At 51.8% G+C, this 17,361-nt stretch carries 16 protein-coding genes; all 16 read left to right on the top strand.

From position 1 onward, the window contains the following. Positions 1–155: 155 nt before the first annotated feature. The 16 genes from GC56T3_RS18010 (at position 156) to GC56T3_RS17935 (ending at position 17,357) form a co-directional block, all read left to right on the top strand. A complete protein-coding gene (locus GC56T3_RS18010; RefSeq protein WP_013146704.1) occupies positions 156–1,061 on the top strand; it encodes a mechanosensitive ion channel family protein in 906 nt (301 codons plus the stop codon). Positions 1,062–1,073: 12 nt separating this feature from the next. Then, positions 1,074–1,271 (top strand): DUF951 domain-containing protein, encoded by a 198-nt coding sequence (locus GC56T3_RS18005; RefSeq protein ID WP_011232948.1) that lies wholly within the window; start codon positions 1,074–1,076, stop codon positions 1,269–1,271. Between the two features lie 56 nt (positions 1,272–1,327). Then, entirely contained in the window at positions 1,328–3,349 is a 2,022-nt protein-coding gene (locus GC56T3_RS18000; protein ID WP_013146703.1) for a molybdopterin-dependent oxidoreductase, read from the top strand. Positions 3,350–3,588: 239 nt separating this feature from the next. Next, positions 3,589–4,689, top strand: a complete 1,101-nt coding sequence (gene ychF, locus GC56T3_RS17995) for a redox-regulated ATPase YchF (RefSeq protein ID WP_013146702.1) — start codon at positions 3,589–3,591, stop codon at positions 4,687–4,689. Between the two features lie 214 nt (positions 4,690–4,903). Further along, a complete protein-coding gene (gene rpsF, locus GC56T3_RS17990; RefSeq protein WP_011232945.1) occupies positions 4,904–5,191 on the top strand; it encodes a 30S ribosomal protein S6 in 288 nt (95 codons plus the stop codon). Positions 5,192–5,221: 30 nt separating this feature from the next. Beyond that, on the top strand, positions 5,222–5,716 hold the full coding sequence (gene ssb, locus GC56T3_RS17985) for a single-stranded DNA-binding protein (RefSeq protein ID WP_011232944.1): 495 nt from the start codon (positions 5,222–5,224) through the stop codon (positions 5,714–5,716). Between the two features lie 97 nt (positions 5,717–5,813). Further along, positions 5,814–6,050, top strand: a complete 237-nt coding sequence (gene rpsR / locus GC56T3_RS17980; protein ID WP_008880812.1) for a 30S ribosomal protein S18 — start codon at positions 5,814–5,816, stop codon at positions 6,048–6,050. A gap of 136 nt (positions 6,051–6,186) precedes the next feature. Further along, entirely contained in the window at positions 6,187–7,113 is a 927-nt protein-coding gene (locus GC56T3_RS17975; protein WP_013146701.1) for a YybS family protein, read from the top strand. A 46-nt stretch (positions 7,114–7,159) separates the two neighbouring features. Continuing rightward, a complete protein-coding gene (locus tag GC56T3_RS17970) occupies positions 7,160–9,136 on the top strand; it encodes a DHH family phosphoesterase (protein WP_013146700.1) in 1,977 nt (658 codons plus the stop codon). Beyond that, complete coding sequence (rplI, locus tag GC56T3_RS17965; RefSeq protein ID WP_011232941.1) at positions 9,133–9,582, top strand: 50S ribosomal protein L9; 450 nt, start codon at positions 9,133–9,135, stop codon at positions 9,580–9,582. The genes GC56T3_RS17970 and rplI overlap by 4 nt, the downstream gene beginning before the upstream one ends. 78 nt (positions 9,583–9,660) lie before the next feature. Then, positions 9,661–11,025, top strand: a complete 1,365-nt coding sequence (gene dnaB / locus GC56T3_RS17960) for a replicative DNA helicase (protein WP_013146699.1) — start codon at positions 9,661–9,663, stop codon at positions 11,023–11,025. A 217-nt stretch (positions 11,026–11,242) separates the two neighbouring features. Continuing rightward, the gene (locus tag GC56T3_RS17955) at positions 11,243–12,529 is read left to right on the top strand and encodes an adenylosuccinate synthase (RefSeq protein ID WP_013146698.1); all 1,287 of its coding nucleotides are present in this window, start codon (positions 11,243–11,245) and stop codon (positions 12,527–12,529) included. A 188-nt stretch (positions 12,530–12,717) separates the two neighbouring features. Continuing rightward, the gene (yycF, locus tag GC56T3_RS17950; RefSeq protein ID WP_011232938.1) at positions 12,718–13,431 is read left to right on the top strand and encodes a response regulator YycF; all 714 of its coding nucleotides are present in this window, start codon (positions 12,718–12,720) and stop codon (positions 13,429–13,431) included. Positions 13,432–13,437: 6 nt separating this feature from the next. Then, positions 13,438–15,267: a cell wall metabolism sensor histidine kinase WalK gene (walK, locus tag GC56T3_RS17945; protein WP_013146697.1), complete on the top strand. Its 1,830-nt coding sequence runs from the start codon at positions 13,438–13,440 to the stop codon at positions 15,265–15,267. Further along, on the top strand, positions 15,260–16,588 hold the full coding sequence (locus GC56T3_RS17940) for a YycH family regulatory protein (RefSeq protein WP_011232936.1): 1,329 nt from the start codon (positions 15,260–15,262) through the stop codon (positions 16,586–16,588). The genes walK and GC56T3_RS17940 overlap by 8 nt, the downstream gene beginning before the upstream one ends. Continuing rightward, positions 16,575–17,357 (top strand): two-component system regulatory protein YycI, encoded by a 783-nt coding sequence (locus tag GC56T3_RS17935; RefSeq protein WP_013146696.1) that lies wholly within the window; start codon positions 16,575–16,577, stop codon positions 17,355–17,357. Before GC56T3_RS17940 ends, GC56T3_RS17935 begins: the two co-directional genes overlap by 14 nt. The last annotated feature ends 4 nt before the right edge of the window (positions 17,358–17,361 follow it).

Below are 17,361 nucleotides of genomic sequence, written 5' to 3'. Positions count from 1 at the left end.
TTAACAGTATACGGAAAATAAAAGAATGATATACATTTCATTGTTCGTTTTCTTGCCTTTTCTTCGCGATAACGGGATATCGGGCTACAAATCAGCGGCCGGTCTTGTTAAAATAAAAGCGCAGAACAAGAAAAAAGATTGAGGTGTCGCCAACGTTGAACACGATGGAAAAAACGATGAGCCGATTGTTCGCATTTTTGATAGATGAGAAATTGTGGCTCCAGATCGGAAAAGGGACGCTGAAGATTGTTCTTATCCTACTCATATGCGCCATTGCGGTGAAAGTGTTGAAAATTGCCGTTCATAACATGTTCAAAGTGCGACAGAAGGCGCCGATCCGCATTTCCGAACGGCGGGAGGCGACGCTCGTTCGGCTGCTCGACAACGTCATTACGTACGTACTATATTTTATTGCGCTCTTGATGATTTTAGATACGTTTGGCGTTCCCGTCAAAGCGCTGCTCGCCGGGGCTGGGGTCGTCGGGCTGGCCGTGGGTTTTGGCGCACAAAGCTTAGTGAAAGACATCATCACTGGATTTTTCATCATTTTTGAAGACCAGTTTGCGGTCGGCGATTATGTGCGCATCGGCAATTTTGAAGGGTATGTTGAAACGATTGGGCTTCGGGTGACGAAAATTAAAAGTTGGACCGGGGAAGTGCACATTTTGCCAAACGGCAGCATCACTCAAGTGACGAACTATTCACTGCACAACAGCCTCGCTGTCGTTGACGTCAGCATCGCCTATGAAGAAGACATTGAAGAGGCGGAGAAAGCCATCCGCGAGCTTCTTCCGCAGCTGCCGGCGAAGTATGAAGACATGGTCGCCCCGCCGGAATTGCTTGGCGTGCAAAATTTAGCCAGCTCAGAAGTCGTATTGCGCATCACGTGCGAAACGAAGCCGATGCGCCATCTGGCGGTCGCTCGGGCGATCCGCAAGGAAGTGAAGTTGCTGTTGGACGAACGGGGAATCGAAATCCCATACCCGCGGCTTGTGCTGCATCGCCGCGACGGACAAGAGCAGCCGGAGGCAAAGCCGCAACGGGAGCAATCGTTGTCATAGGGAGGTGGATCGATGGAAGAGAAACAGTTCGGCCTATACGATATCGTCGAAATGAAAAAGCCGCACCCATGTGGAACGAATCGTTGGAAAGTGATCCGCTTGGGCGCTGACATCCGCATTAAATGCGAAGGGTGCGCCCATAGCGTTTTGTTGCCGCGCAAAGAGTTTATCCGCAAAATGAAAAAAGTGCTCGTCAAGCATGAAGAATAAGCAAATGAAGCATGGTGGCGAGGCCATGCTCTTTTGTTGCGAAGGGGAGGGAGAAAATGACGGGAACGACGCATGTAACATCATGTCCGCTCAACTGCTGGGACGTATGCGGGCTGAAGGTGACGGTGAACGAGGGGAAAGTCGTATGGGTTGACGGCGACGAACACCATCCCATCACGAAAGGGAACATTTGCGGACGCGGGCGGATGTTGAAAGAGCGGGTAAACGCCAAAGAACGCCTTCTCTATCCGTTGAAAAAAGTAAACGGGCAGTTCGTTCGCATTTCTTGGGAAGAGGCGCTTGATGACATCGCCGGGAAAATGCGGAAGTTGAAAGAACAATTTGGGCCGACAGCCGTGCTTCACAGCCATGATTACGCCAACAACGGGCTGCTGAAAAACCTGGACCGCCGTTTTTTTCATTGTTATGGTGGGGCAACAGAGCTTATCGGCAGCCTTTGCTGGGGCGCGGGCATTGAGGCGCAGACATGGGATTTTGGCAACGCCTACAGCCATGCGCCAGAAGATATCGACAACAGCCGCCACATCGTCATTTGGGGGCGAAACGTCGCCCGCACGAACATGCATTTATTCGAGCGGTTGCTTGCCGCGAAAAAACGCGGGGCGACCATTGTGGTCATCGATCCGCTGTTTGGCCCGACGGCGCGCATCGCCGATCAGTACGTATGCATCAAGCCGGGAATGGACGCTTTTTTGGCGATGGGCATTATGAAAGAGCTGCTTCGACTCGGGTTGGAGGACCGGGCCTTTATCAAGCAACACACAATTGGGTTTGATGATGTCAAACAACTATTGCAGACAATTTCGTTGGCGGAGATTGAGCGGCATACCGGTGTTAGCCGCGATCAAATGACGGAGCTGGCCCGGCTTTACGGGGACCGGCCGACCGCAACGTATCTTGGCCTTGGCATGCAACGCTATGCGAACGGCGGCAATACAATCCGATGGATCGATGCCCTTGTCGCCGCAAGCGGCAACGTTGGCATTCCGGGTGGAGGGGCGAATTTTGGCAACTTGCAGGTGGGCGAGTGTTTTGATAAAGCCGCATTGACGCTCCCAGAGCGGAAAACGGCATCGCGCACATGGACGATGATGAAGCAGGGAGAAGAGATATTGCGGGCGAATGATCCACCGATCGGCATGGTGATCGTCACGTGCGGCAACCCGCTCGCTCAAGTGCCGAACACGAACTTGATGAAAAAAGCGTTCGCTTCCGTTGAAACGGTGGTTGTGTTTGAGCAGTTCATGACCGATACGGCTGCAATGGCTGATTATGTTTTGCCAGTAGCGGCTTCGTTTGAAGAGGAAGACGTCTATTGTTCATCGATGTACCATGCGTATTTGAACTACGGGCCGAAGCTTGTCGACCCGCCGGGTGAGGCGAAGCCGGACTTGTGGATTTGGACGGAGCTGGCAAAAAGGCTCGGGTTTGGGGATGATTTTGCCTATACGCGTGAGCAGTTTCTTGCGATGGCGCTCCGGCCGTTGGAGCATCACGGCATTACGCTGAAGCGATTGAAAACAGAACACCGCGTCCTTTTGCCTGTCGAACCGGTGCCATGGCGCGACCGCCGGTTTCAAACGCCAAGCGGAAAATACGAATTTACGTCAACCATCGCCAAGCAAAAAGGGATGGACGGCCGGCTGCAAATCATGTATCCGGCCGAATCGGAGGAGTCCAATCCGGCACTAGCCGCCAAATATCCGTATCGGCTGTTGACGATCCATCCGCTCCGTTCGAATCATTCGCAACATTATCCGCTCATCCCAGCGCTTCAGACAGTCCGCATTGAGGTAGCGGCTGATGTTGCTGCGGCAAAAGGTCTTGCCGATGGCGACCGGGCGCTTGTTTACAACGACCGTGGATCGCTCGTGGGAACGGTCAAGATGCTTGATGGCGCCTACCCAGGCACGATCAACATTGACGAAGGACAATGGGGAGTGTTCGGCGGGCCGGTCAACGTCCTCACGTCCGATTTGGAGTCGGATAACGGCTGCGGCAGCACGCTGTATGACTGTTTGGTCAATATTGAAAAAGTCACGTCGGAAGCAAAGTAAGCGGTTCACAGTTGCTTCGGATCAGTAGAAAAAAGATATTGTCGACGACAAAATGCGGTTTGAGGCTGTTGATCCGAAAAGATGATTTTGTCATCCAAGTGTTGGGAAAAGGGCGCAAACTTCCGCCTTTTTTGAAGCGGGTGGGAGAGGAAACATTCCCCGCTTGCGGCGCGCTTGTCATTTTCTGCGCCAGCCCATATAATGAGGAAAGATGTGAACGGGAAAGAGGAGTGGAACGAATGGGATTGACAGCAGGAATCGTCGGATTGCCGAACGTCGGCAAATCGACGCTGTTTAACGCCATTACAAAAGCAGGTGCTGAGTCAGCCAACTATCCGTTTTGCACAATTGAGCCGAACGTCGGTGTCGTCGAAGTGCCCGATGAGCGGCTCGATGTATTGACGGAAATGTTTCGGCCGAAGCGGACGGTGCCGACTGTTTTTGAATTTACCGATATCGCGGGCATCGTCAAAGGGGCGAGCAAAGGAGAGGGGCTTGGCAACAAGTTTTTGTCTCACATCCGCCAAGTCGATGCAATTTGCCAAGTCGTCCGCTGCTTCAGTGATGAAAACATCACCCACGTGGCGGGCAAAGTCGACCCGCTCGCCGATATCGAAACGATCAATTTGGAGCTCGTGTTGGCTGATTTGGAAACGATTTACAAACGAATCGAGCGGGTCGGCAAAATCGCCAAGCAAAAGGATAAAGAGGCGGCGTTTGAATACGACATTTTGCGGCGGTTGAAGGAGACGCTCGAAGCCGGCAAGCCGGCGCGCACACTCGAGTTCACTGATGAAGAGATGAAAGTCGTCAAGCAGCTGCATTTGTTGACGATAAAGCCGATGCTTTACGTCGCCAATGTCGGCGAGGAAGATATCGCTGACTCTAGCGGCAATCCGTTTGTCAAGGACGTGCGCGAGTTTGCCAAGCGCGACAACGCTGAAGTCATTGTTGTCTGCGCCAAAATCGAAGAGGAAATCGCTGAGTTCAGCGATGAGGAAAAACGGCAATTTTTACAGGAGCTCGGCATCGAGCAGTCCGGCCTTGACCAACTTATCCGCGCCGCTTACAGCTTGCTCGGATTGGCGACGTTTTTCACCGCCGGCGAGCAGGAGGTGCGGGCGTGGACGTTCCGCAAAGGGATGAAAGCGCCGCAATGCGCCGGCATCATCCATTCCGACTTTGAGCGAGGGTTTATTCGCGCGGAAACGGTGTCGTACGATGACCTTGTCGCGGCTGGATCGATGGCGGCGGCGCGCGAAGCCGGAAAAGTGCGCTTGGAGGGAAAAGACTACGAAGTGCAAGACGGCGACATTATGCATTTCCGGTTCAACGTGTAACCATTGGTTCGAGGGCAGGGCGGATGCAGCAGGTCACGGCGTGGGGCCGTTTTTGGCTTGGTCATACGGATGGAAGATGTTTGCGCCGACGGAATGCGGCAAACTGCCTTGCTTATCGTTGTCGGTCATGGTATAATCAACAAATGTGAGTAATGGTGATTGCTCCTTGCTCTTCGAATGGAAGGGCCGCTTAGACCAAAAGGAGGTGACGAGCGTGAGAAAGTACGAAATCATGTACATCATCCGCCCGAACATGGACGATGAAGCGAGACAAGCTCTCGTGGAGCGGTTCAACAACGTGTTGAAAGAAAACGGCGCGGAGATTACGAACGTGACGGATTGGGGCAAGCGCCGCTTAGCCTATGAAATTCAAAAATACCGCGACGGCTATTACATGATCGTCAATGTCGTATCGGAGCCGAAAGCGGTGCAAGAATTCGACCGCTTAGCGCGCATCAGCGAAGACATCATCCGTCATATCGTCGTCAAAGAAGAAGAATAATCTTTTCGACATGATTAAGAGGTGGTTCTGATGATTAACCGCGTCATTTTGGTCGGCAGGTTAACGAGAGATCCGGAGTTGCGTTACACTCCAAGCGGAGTGGCTGTTGCCACGTTTACGCTCGCGGTCAACCGTCCGTTTACAAATCAGCAGGGCGAGCGGGAAACGGATTTTATTCAATGTGTCGTTTGGCGCCGCCAGGCGGAAAACGTCGCCAACTTTTTGAAAAAGGGGAGCTTGGCTGGTGTCGATGGCCGACTGCAAACCCGCAGCTATGAAAATCAAGAAGGTCGGCGTGTGTACGTGACGGAAGTGGTGGCTGATAGCGTCCAATTTCTTGAGCCGAAAGGAACGAGCGAGCAGCGAGGGGCAACAGCAGGCGGCTACTATGGGGATCCATTCCCATTCGGGCAAGATCAGAACCACCAATATCCGAACGAAAAAGGGTTTGGCCGCATCGATGACGATCCTTTCGCCAATGACGGCCAGCCGATCGATATTTCTGATGATGATTTGCCGTTTTAATAAACAAGTCGCTTGAAGCCCCTGTCTCTAAACAACGCGCAGGCAGCGGGCCATTCCACCGATGAGGAAACGATGGCAACGGAAAGGAGGAAACAGCATGGCAGGACGGAAAGGCGGCCGCGGCAAACGCCGCAAAGTATGTTACTTCACGGCGAACAACATTACGCATATCGACTACAAAGATGTCGATTTGCTGAAAAAGTTCATTTCTGAACGCGGCAAAATTTTGCCGCGCCGTGTAACGGGAACGAGCGCGAAATATCAGCGCAAATTAACGGTCGCGATCAAACGCGCGCGCCAAATGGCGCTTCTGCCGTACGTTGCGGACGAGTGAGCCGAAAGCAAGCAGTAAGGGGGGATCCTTACTGCTTTTTTTATCTCCTCTGACTGAGCGGACTCCGACTCCCAAGCAGAGTGAAAGTGGGGAAGGAGGTCAAATCACCAAAAAAACAAAGAAAGGGGAACGTCCATTGCGAAAAACGCACGCCCTCACCGAAGCGGCGATTGAGCTCGCGCTGTTTGCTGTTTTGTTTTTGCTTGCGCTGTACGCGCCGGTCATTGGGATTGTCGCCGCTTTGTTTTTAGCGCTTCCGTTTATGGTGTTTACGATGCGCCATGGGTGGATTCCAGCTATGTTGCTGCTGGCGGCGGCCCTTGTCATCTCCGGTTTGATCGGCTCGCTTTTGTCGCTGCCGATGGCGCTTATGTTCGGCACCGTCGGCATGGCAGTCGGCGCGATGCTTTCGAAACAGAAAAACCATTATCTTGTTCTTCTTGTCGGCGCGCTTGTATTTTTGGCGAATATCGTGCTTGATTACATCATCTCGATTCAATTTTTGCACGTCGATATGATCCAAGATACGCTTGCGCTCGTGCGAGAATCGTTTGACACGGCAATGAATCTAATGAAGGGAATGGGACAAGCGCCGCCTTTGGAGATGCAAAGGCAGTTCGAACAAGGGCTGAAGCTGATCGGCTATATGGTTCCGACGCTGTTTGTCATCGCTTCGTTTGCGCTGGCGTACGCGACGATCATCGTCTCGCTGCCGGTGATGAAGAGGCTGAAGCTGCCGGTCGGTTCATGGCCGCCGTTTCGCGAGCTTATGTGGCCGAAAACTGTATTGTGGTTGTATGTCTTCGTGCTCCTTCTCTCCTTGTTCCCGTTCAAAGAAGGATCGTTTGCCTATATCGCCGTGTTGAACTTATCGTATGTGTTGCAGCTGGCGATGATCGTGCAAGGATTTTCGTTTCTTTACTACGCCGCTTACAAAAAAGGGGTTGGCAAAGGTGTGGTGGCGGCAGGGACGGTTGTTTGCTTATTCCTGCCTTTTCTACTTTATCTTGTGGCGATATTCGGTATAATTGATTTAGGATTTGATTTGCGCCGCCGCATATGATAATTGGATCAGGCGAGTCATTTCTTCAGTGTAGGAGCTGACTTGAATGTCCCATTTTTATGAAAGGAAAGCGTATCGCTATCCGTTATATGCGTTAGCCGCCTTGGCGGTGCTTATGGCGATCGGCTTGTTTTACTTCCAATGGCTGCTTGGCCTCGTCGCCCTTCTTGGCGTCGGGTTTGTGCTTTATTATGTCATTGGGGCGCAACGCTCCTTGCATAAAGAGTTGGAGCACTATATTTCCAATTTGTCGCACCGGGTGAAAAAAGTAGGCGAGGAAGCGTTGATGCAAATGCCGATCGGCATTATGCTCATCGATGAAGGGGGAGAAATCGAGTGGTCGAACCGTTTTTTGGCCGCCTGCTTTAAGGAACAGACGCTTGTCGGCCGCTCTCTCGCCGAGCTTTCCGAATCGTTGGCCGCTTTTGTGAAAAGGGGAAAAACGGACGAAGAGATCGTCGAATTGAACGGAAAGCAGCTGAAAGTGGTCATTCGCCGCCCTGAACGGCTTCTTTACTTTTTTGATGTTACTGAGCATTTGGAATTGAAGCGGCAGTATGAAGCGGAACGGCTGGTGCTCGCCATTATTTTTCTTGACAATTATGATGAAATTACGCAAGGGATGGACGATCAGGCAAAAAGCCAACTAAACAGCCTCGTCACTTCCGTGTTGAACCGGTGGGCGAACGACTATGGCATTTTTTTAAAGCGGACGTCATCCGACCGATTTATTGCCGTATTGAACGAACATATTCTTGGGCGGCTCGAGAAAAGCAAATTTTCCATTCTCGACGAAGTGCGAGAGCAGACGGCAAAACATCATGCCCAGCTGACGCTGAGCATCGGCATCGGCGCCGGCGTGTCCCAGCTCCCGGAGCTCGGGGCGCTCGCCCAATCAAGCTTGGACTTAGCGTTGGGGCGCGGGGGCGATCAAGTCGCGATTAAGCAAGGAAATGGAAAAGTGAAGTTTTACGGCGGCAAAACGAACCCGATGGAAAAGCGGACGCGCGTCCGCGCCCGCGTTATTTCCCATGCGCTTCGCGAACTGATTGCAGGAAGCGACAAAGTGCTCATCATGGGCCATAAATATCCCGATATGGACGCCATGGGAGCGGCGATCGGCGTTTTAAAAGTCGTCCAATCGAACCAAAAGGAAGGGTTTATCGTCGTCGATCCGGCCAAAACGGATGCCGGGGCGCAACGGTTGCTTGAGGAAATGAAAAAACATGCTGAATTATGGTCAAGATGCCTAAAACCGGAGCAGGCGCTTGAGCTCGTCACCGAGGATACGCTTTTGATCGTCGTCGATACGCATCGTCCGTCGCTCGTCATTGAAGAGCGGCTATTGTATCGCACCGACCATATCGTCGTCATTGATCACCATCGCCGCGGCGAAGAGTTCATTGAGGCGCCGATTCTCGTCTATATGGAGCCTTATGCTTCTTCGACATCGGAACTCGTCACCGAGCTGTTAGAGTACCAACCGAAACGGATGAAGCTGACGATGCTCGAAGCGACCGCCCTGCTTGCCGGCATCGTCGTCGACACGAAAAGCTTTACGCTCCGCACCGGCTCGCGGACGTTCGACGCCGCGTCATACTTGCGCGCCCAAGGAGCGGATACGGTGCTTGTGCAAAAATTGCTGCGGGAAAGCATCGCCAACTACGTCAAACGGGCGAAATTGATCGAACGGGCGGTGATCGATGAGCATGGCATCGCCATCGCCAAAGGCGGCGAGAACGAGGTGCACGACCAAGTGTTGATTGCGCAAACGGCCGATACGCTTCTCACTTTAAGCAGCGTCGTTGCTTCGTTCGTCATTTCCAAGCGGTCCGACGGGACGGTCGGCATCAGCGCCCGCTCGCTCGGCGATGTCAACGTGCAAGTCATTATGGAACGGCTTGGTGGAGGCGGACATTTGACAAACGCCGCCGCCCAATTGTCCGAAGTGACGGTGGAAGAGGCGGAGCGGCAGCTGCGTGAAGCCATTCATGACTATTTCGAGGGGGGGAAGCCATCATGAAAGTCATTTTTTTAAAAGATGTGAAAGGAAAAGGGAAAAAAGGGGAAATCAAAGACGTCGCCGACGGTTACGCAAACAACTTTTTGTTCAAACAAGGGCTCGCCATTGAAGCGACGCCGGCGAACATCAAAGCGCTCGAGGCGCAAAAACAAAAAGAGCAGCGCCAAGCGGCGGAAGAATTGGCCAATGCGAAAAAACTGAAAGAAGAGCTCGAGAAGCTGACGGTGGAAATTCCGGCGAAAGCGGGCGAGGGAGGCCGTTTGTTTGGCTCGATCACGAGCAAGCAAATCGCTGAGGCGCTTCAGGCCCAGCACGGCTTGAAGCTTGACAAACGGAAAATCGAGCTTGCTGATGCCATTCGCTCCCTCGGATATACGAATGTGCCGGTGAAGCTCCATCCGGAAGTGACAGCGACCTTAAAAGTGCACGTCAAGGAACAAAAATAACGGTAGCGACGATGCCCCCGCCCGCTATGGCGGGGGCATTATCGACGGAAATGAAACGGGGGAAAAGGCGGTGAGACGATGAGCGAACTTTTTTCAGAACGAATTCCTCCGCAAAGCATTGAAGCCGAGCAGGCCGTGCTTGGCGCTGTGTTTTTGGATCCCACTGCGCTGACGCTCGCCTCGGAACGATTAATTCCCGAAGACTTCTACCGCGCGGCCCATCAAAAAATTTTCCACGCCATGCTTCGCGTCGCTGATAAAGGCGAGCCGGTCGATTTAGTGACGGTGACGGCGGAACTGGCCGCTTTGGAGCAGCTGGAGGAAGTGGGCGGTGTCTCCTACTTAAGCGAGCTTGCTGATTCTGTGCCGACAGCGGCCAACGTCGAATACTACGCCCGCATTGTTGAAGAAAAATCATTGCTTCGCCGCCTCATTCGCACGGCGACATCGATTGCCCAAGATGGCTATACAAGGGAAGATGAAATTGACGTTTTGCTCGATGAAGCGGAACGGAAAATTATGGAGGTTTCCCAACGGAAACATTCAGGCACCTTTAAAAATATTAAAGATGTTCTCGTACAGACGTATGACAACATTGAAATGCTCCATAACCGGAACGGGGACATCACCGGCATCCCGACCGGATTCACTGAACTCGACCGGATGACGTCCGGATTTCAGCGCAGCGACTTGATTATCGTCGCCGCCCGGCCATCGGTCGGGAAGACGGCATTCGCATTAAACATCGCCCAAAATGTGGCGACGAAGACGAACGAAAATGTCGCGATTTTCAGCTTGGAAATGAGCGCCCAGCAGCTTGTGATGCGGATGCTTTGCGCCGAAGGCAACATCAACGCCCAAAACTTGCGCACTGGCAAGCTGACGCCGGAAGATTGGGGCAAGCTGACGATGGCGATGGGCAGTTTGTCAAACGCCGGCATTTATATTGACGATACGCCGAGCATCCGCGTCAGCGACATTCGCGCCAAATGCCGCCGCTTGAAACAGGAAAGCGGCCTCGGCATGGTGGTGATCGATTATTTGCAGCTCATTCAAGGAAGTGGGCGCAACCGGGAAAACCGCCAGCAGGAAGTGTCGGAAATCTCCCGTTCGTTAAAGGCGCTCGCCCGCGAGCTCGAAGTGCCGGTCATTGCTTTGTCACAGCTGTCGCGCAGCGTTGAGCAGCGCCAGGACAAGCGGCCGATGATGTCCGATCTTCGCGAATCGGGGAGCATTGAGCAAGACGCTGATATCGTCGCCTTTTTGTATCGCGACGACTACTACAACAAAGATTCCGAGAACAAAAACATCATCGAAATCATTATCGCCAAACAGCGGAACGGCCCGGTCGGGACGGTGCAGCTCGCCTTTATTAAAGAGTACAATAAATTCGTCAACTTAGAGCGCCGTTTCGATGAGGCGCAAATTCCACCGGGGGCGTAAGACGGACCGCGCTGCCGGCGTCGAGCGCCTTTTTGTTCTTTTGGTCTTTGACTATTTCCCCGTTTACACCCGCGGCGTTGAAGAGGGAGCCTTCCTGATCATTAATAAACGAATAAAAAAGACGATATTTTCTTTTAATGTTCGTGTTTAATTGACTTTATGGCTGAAAACTGGTACACTGACAATGTTTAGACCGAGGAAACTGGAGGTGCTCGCCATGTCGTCAGTCGTTGTTGTCGGCACGCAATGGGGCGATGAAGGGAAAGGGAAAATTACGGACTTTTTATCGGAAAATGCGGAAGTGATTGCCCGGTATCAAGGGGGAAACAACGCCGGACACACGATCGTGTTCAACGGGGAAAAGTATAAGCTGCACTTGATCCCGTCGGGCATTTTTTATAAAGATAAAATTTGCGTCATCGGCAATGGGATGGTCGTCGATCCGAAGGCGCTCGTTGCGGAGCTTTCGTATTTGCACGAGCGCGGCATTTCGACTGATAATTTGCGCATCAGCAACCGCGCCCATGTCATTTTGCCGTATCATTTGAAATTGGACGAGCTTGAGGAAGAGCGGAAAGGGGCAAACAAAATCGGCACGACAAAAAAAGGAATTGGGCCGGCGTACATGGACAAGGCGGCGCGCATCGGCATCCGCATTGTTGATTTGCTTGACCGCGACGTGTTTGCCGAAAAGCTGGAGCGCAACTTGAGGGAGAAAAATACGTTGCTTGAAAAAGTGTACGGGGTCGAAGGCTTCCAGTTGGAGGACATTTTTGAGGAGTATTACGAGTACGGCCAGCAAATCGCCAGATACGTCTGCGACACATCGGTCGTATTGAACAATGCGCTCGATGAAGGGCGCCGCGTCTTGTTCGAAGGAGCGCAAGGCGTCATGCTTGACATTGACCAAGGAACGTATCCGTTTGTCACGTCGTCGAATCCAGTCGCTGGCGGGGTAACGATCGGCGCCGGTGTCGGGCCGACGAAAATCAAGCATGTCGTCGGGGTGGCGAAAGCCTATACGACGCGCGTCGGCGACGGGCCGTTCCCGACAGAGCTGCACGATGAAATCGGCGACCGCATTCGCGAAGTCGGCCGCGAGTATGGGACGACGACCGGCCGTCCGCGCCGCGTCGGTTGGTTTGACAGTGTTGTTGTCCGTCATGCCCGCCGGGTGAGCGGCATTACGGACTTGTCGCTTAACTCGATCGACGTGTTGACCGGCATTGAAACGTTGAAAATTTGCGTCGCCTATCGCTACCGCGGCCAAGTGCTCGAAGAATTTCCAGCCAGCTTAAAAGTGTTGGCCGAATGCGAGCCGATCTATGAAGAACTTCCTGGCTGGACGGAAGATATCACCGGGGTGAAAAGTCTAGACGAGCTGCCGGCGAACGCCCGCCATTACGTCGAGCGCATTTCCCAGCTCACCGGCATCCCTCTTTCGATTTTCTCCGTCGGACCGGACCGTTCGCAAACGAACGTCGTCCGCAGCGTCTACGCGTAAGCGGCAACAGTGGACGGTGGCAGGCAGCGTATAAACAATGCAAACGACAGGCATAGATGCGCGCGCGTCTATGCTTTTTTCTTTGATCGGCTCCTCAAAATGGCAATCGGCAAAGGATGATTTCATGTTCATAACATGGTAAATTAGTAATGATAGGATTCCATCGCAAAAGGAAGGATGTGAGCGAGATGGAAAAACGCATTTTAGTCGTTGATGATGAAAAACCGATTGCCGATATTTTGCAATTTAATTTGCAAAAAGAAGGATATGAAGTCATTTGCGCCTACGACGGCGAAGAAGCGCTGCAAAAAGTCGAAGAAACGATGCCGGACTTGATTTTATTGGATATTATGTTGCCGTTAAAAGATGGCATGGAAGTATGCCGTGAAGTGCGGAAAAAGTATGATATGCCGATCATTATGCTGACAGCGAAAGATTCCGAGATTGATAAAGTGCTTGGGTTGGAGCTTGGTGCGGACGATTATGTGACAAAGCCGTTCAGCACGCGCGAGCTCCTGGCGCGGGTGAAGGCAAACTTGCGCCGCCATGCGCAAACGGCCAACCAAGAAGAAGGAGAAAACGAAACAAATGAAATCGTCATTGGCCCGCTCGTCATCCGTCCGGACGCGTATGTCGTGCAAAAGCGGGGGGAAACAATTGAACTGACCCACCGCGAATTTGAACTGCTTCATTACTTAGCGAAGCATATCGGCCAAGTGATGACGCGCGAGCATTTGCTGCAAACCGTCTGGGGCTACGATTACTATGGCGATGTGCGCACCGTGGACGTGACGGTAAGACGTCTGCGTGAAAAAATTGAGGACAACCCTTCCCACCCGAATTGGATCGTCACAAGACGGGGAGTCGGCTATTACTTGCGCAATCCGGAACAGGAGTCATGAGCCAGCATGAAAAAAGTAGGTCCATTCCGTTCGATTCATTTTAAGTTTGTCATCATTTATGTATTACTGATTCTCGTCGCCATGCAAATCATCGGCGTGTACTTCGTTCGCAAGCTGGAAACGGAGCTTGTGCAGAACTTTAAAAACTCATTAAACGAACGGGTGACCTTGCTCGCCTATAACGTCGAGCAGGCGATGAATCGGGAGCGCGATGAAAAAAGCCCGACATTGGAAGAAGACATCCGTTCGCTTCTTCATGATTTCGTTTCCCAAGACATTTCCGAAGTGCGCGTCATCGATGAGAAAGGGAAAGTGCTTGCGACATCCAATCCGTATATGCAAAACATCGTCGGAAAGCGGACGACCGAGATTTATGTAAAACGTTCCCTCGTCACCGGCGAAATCGTCGACCGGATGCTGCTCGATTCGAAAACAGGTCATCGCATGTACATTTCGTCGACTCCGATCAAAACGAGCGGCGAAATCAAAGGTGTCATTTATGTCATCGCCTCGATGGAAAACGTCTTTTCGCAAATGCGGCAAATCAATATGATTTTGGCGACCGGGACGGGGATCGCTCTCGCCATTACCGCCGTGCTCGGCATTTTTTTGTCGCGCACGATCACCCGGCCGATTTCCGATATGCGCCGGCAAGCGCTGGCGATGACGAGGGGAGATTTCTCACGCAAGGTCAAAGTGTACGGCTATGATGAAATCGGCCAATTGGCGATGACGTTCAATAACCTGACCAAAAAACTGCAGGAAGCGCAGGCGACGACGGAAGGGGAACGGCGCAAGCTCGAGTCCGTCTTGACGCATATGACTGATGGCGTCATTGCGACCGACCGTCGCGGGCGCGTCATTCTCATTAACGATGCAGCGTTAAACATTTTGAATGTTTCACGTGAAACAGTGCTGTCGAGTTCGATCGTCGACGTGCTTGGCATTGCCGACCAGTATACGTTTGAAACGCTGCTTGAGGAGCGCGATTCGCTCATTTTAGATTTCAGCACGGATGAGGAACTATATATTTTGCGCGCGTCGTTGTCGGTGATTCAAAAAGAGGGCGGATTTGTCAACGGGTTGATCGTCGTTTTGCACGACATTACCGAACAGGAAAAAATCGACCGCGAGCGGCGGCAGTTTGTCGCCAATGTGTCGCATGAATTGCGCACGCCGCTCACCACGATGAAAAGCTACTTAGAAGCGCTCGCTGACGGCGCTTGGCAAGATAAAGACATCGCGCCGAGGTTCATTCAAGTCGTGCAAAATGAAACGGAACGGATGATTCGGCTCGTCAACGACTTGCTCCATCTGTCCAAGCTCGACAGCAAAGACTACAAGCTGAAGAAAACGTGGATCAATTTTTCAGCCTATTTCCATAAAGTCATTGACCGATTTGAGTTGACGAAAAGCGACAACATCCGTTTCGTTCGCAAAATTCCGCGCGAGGCGATTTTTATTGAAGTTGATGAAGATAAAATTACGCAAGTGTTAGACAACATTATTTCGAACGCTTTGAAATACTCTCCGCAAGGCGGGACGATTACATTTCGCGTCCGCAAACTTTCTGATGAAATTATTGTCAGCGTCAGCGACGAAGGAGTCGGCATTCCGAAAGCCGACTTGGCAAAAATTTTCGAACGGTTTTACCGGGTCGACAAGGCCAGGTCGCGCAAATTGGGCGGTACGGGGCTTGGGCTGGCCATTGCCAAAGAAGTCGTTCTTGCCCATGGCGGGACGATTTGGGCAGAAAGCAAGGAGCATAAAGGAACGACGATTTATTTTACGCTGCCGCTAGAACGCGAGCAAAAGGATGACTGGTGCGATGTATGAAACGATCAAAACCATCGTGTTGACGTTGCTTGTGCTCATCAGCATTACCTTAACGTTTGCCTTATGGACATATCATCCGAAATACGACGTGTTGCAAAACGACGAATACATTCAACACGTCTCCGTGAGCAATACGCAAGTGGATACAGCGATGGTCGTGCAGCCAAAGCAGATTCTCATTCATAAAAACGGCGTCCCCTATGCTGTGACGAAAGACGAAGAGAAAAATGAAGTGCTGAAAGAAATGAGAAGATGGACGCTTGACGATTTCGAAGATGTTTCGTCTTCTGTTCCGCAAGGGAAGTTTTTATCGTTTTTAAATGGCAAAGAGCGGCTTGAGATCATTTACCCCGATGAGGTGCCGATCGACATATACCGATTGATTTTCACGATCGATGACAGGGGGCTCGACGGCTTGGCGTTTGACCGCCTGCTCGTCCCGCTCGGCGGGAAGGACGAGTTCCCCATCTACTTCATCGCGACCGACAAGCGCAAAATTTACAAAGCGATTGCCAGCGATGCCTCCTTATCGGCGATCGGCCGGCTGGCGAAAGAAGCGAGCCATTTTCCGCGTTATTTCGCTTATCCGGTCAGCGAAACGAAGCAGTTGTATTTGCCGGAAAAAGAAGTGGTGCTCAGCAGTCTGCAATATTATACCGACGAGCTGGACGCAGACAAGTTTAAAGAAGCGCTCTTTAGCGATCCAAGCTTTGTCAAAAAAGATTTGATTCCGTTTGGCGAAGAATATACAGACGGTTCGCGGCTGATGGACGTCGATTTTCTTCAACGGATGCTGCTGTATGTGAATCCAGCGGCGCGCGTCTCGAATATGGGACAAACAGAGCAAGAAACCCATATCATCCAAAAAAGCATTGATTTCGTCAATGAGCATGGCGGTTGGACGGATCTGTATCATTTCGCCCGCTGGAGCGAGGAGGATCGAAAAGTCACGTTCCGGCTTGTCGTCAACGGCTATCCAGTCTTTAATGAATACGGCATGTCAGAAATCGTGGAGACGTGGGGAGCGTCCGATTTGATGAAATACCAGCGTCCGCTCTTCCGCCTTGAAATCGCGGATCGCAACCGCACACCAAAAACGCTGCCGTCCGGCCATGAGGTCGTCAACTGGTTCGAACAGACGAAAGGCGTTCGCAAATCGCTCATCAAAGATATCGCCATCGGCTATGAGCTCATCAAAGATCCCGAGCGGGAAAAAGTCATCCGCCTTGAACCGGCATGGTTCTACTTGTACGGACAAACGTGGAAAAAGGTAAACATGGGCGATGAGGCGGGAGGAGGGGGAACAAATGGATTGGAGTAAAACGAAGACGATTTTTATTATCGTGTTCCTCATCCTCGACTGCTTTTTAGGCTATCAGTTTATGGAAAAACGAAACAGCAGCCAGCTCGATGTCATTTTGGAAACGACGATTGAAGAGCAGCTTGAGGCGAACGGCATTACGTATGTGGATCTGCCTAAAGAAGTGACGAAAGCGGCGTATGTCAGCGGCAAAAGCCGCTCATTCACCATGGCGGATGTAAAAAAGCTGCCCGGGCAAAAAGTGAAAATCGAAGGAGAAACGAAAGTCAAAGGGACGTTCATCGATCCGGTTGCGCTGCCGATTGACGATCCATACCAGTTGCGTGAGTTTTTGCAGCGCTACATCATCGGCGGCGGGCAATATGCCTTTTGGTCGTTTGATGAAAAACAAGGAATCTTGACCTGCTACCAAGTGTATGACGGTAAGATGATTTACGGCAATGAAAACAGCAAGCTCGTCATCCATGTCAACGGGAGACGGGAAGCGCTGTCGTATGAACAGACGATGCTCAGCGACTTGGAAAAGTACGAGCGGAAGCAAGATATCGTCCCGGCGATTAAAGCCATTGAGACGTTGTACCGAAAAGGGCATTTGCAGCCGGGCGACCGCGTCACAAAAGTGGAGCTTGGCTATTACGGGCTTGTTCAATTTACTGCATCCCAAGTGTTGACTCCAACTTGGCATATCGTTGTCAATCGGAAGGAAGACTATTTCGTCAATGCGTTTGAAGGGCAAGTGATCAATGATCAAGGAAATGTGCTGGAGTGAAAGA

Origin of the sequence: Geobacillus sp. C56-T3, assembly GCF_000092445.1 — a bacterium.
GTDB classification, from domain to species: domain Bacteria; phylum Bacillota; class Bacilli; order Bacillales; family Anoxybacillaceae; genus Geobacillus; species Geobacillus thermoleovorans.
Note: the sequence above shows the minus strand (reverse complement) of the source record. Positions and strands in the feature narration are given on the sequence as shown.

What these genes read in the sequence shown, in the direction of transcription:
- GC56T3_RS18000 (WP_013146703.1), top strand. Translation starts at nt 1,328, where the DNA reads ATGACGGGAACGACGCATGTAACATCATGTCCGCTCAACTGCTGGGAC.
- ychF (WP_013146702.1), top strand. Translation starts at nt 3,589, where the DNA reads ATGGGATTGACAGCAGGAATCGTCGGATTGCCGAACGTCGGCAAATCG.
- rpsR (WP_008880812.1), top strand. Translation starts at nt 5,814, where the DNA reads ATGGCAGGACGGAAAGGCGGCCGCGGCAAACGCCGCAAAGTATGTTAC.
- GC56T3_RS17935 (WP_013146696.1), top strand. Translation starts at nt 16,575, where the DNA reads ATGGATTGGAGTAAAACGAAGACGATTTTTATTATCGTGTTCCTCATC.
- dnaB (WP_013146699.1), top strand. Translation starts at nt 9,661, where the DNA reads ATGAGCGAACTTTTTTCAGAACGAATTCCTCCGCAAAGCATTGAAGCC.
- yycF (WP_011232938.1), top strand. Translation starts at nt 12,718, where the DNA reads ATGGAAAAACGCATTTTAGTCGTTGATGATGAAAAACCGATTGCCGAT.
- GC56T3_RS17955 (WP_013146698.1), top strand. Translation starts at nt 11,243, where the DNA reads ATGTCGTCAGTCGTTGTTGTCGGCACGCAATGGGGCGATGAAGGGAAA.
- GC56T3_RS18005 (WP_011232948.1), top strand. Translation starts at nt 1,074, where the DNA reads ATGGAAGAGAAACAGTTCGGCCTATACGATATCGTCGAAATGAAAAAG.
- rplI (WP_011232941.1), top strand. Translation starts at nt 9,133, where the DNA reads ATGAAAGTCATTTTTTTAAAAGATGTGAAAGGAAAAGGGAAAAAAGGG.
- walK (WP_013146697.1), top strand. Translation starts at nt 13,438, where the DNA reads ATGAAAAAAGTAGGTCCATTCCGTTCGATTCATTTTAAGTTTGTCATC.
- ssb (WP_011232944.1), top strand. Translation starts at nt 5,222, where the DNA reads ATGATTAACCGCGTCATTTTGGTCGGCAGGTTAACGAGAGATCCGGAG.
- GC56T3_RS17970 (WP_013146700.1), top strand. Translation starts at nt 7,160, where the DNA reads ATGTCCCATTTTTATGAAAGGAAAGCGTATCGCTATCCGTTATATGCG.
- GC56T3_RS17940 (WP_011232936.1), top strand. Translation starts at nt 15,260, where the DNA reads ATGTATGAAACGATCAAAACCATCGTGTTGACGTTGCTTGTGCTCATC.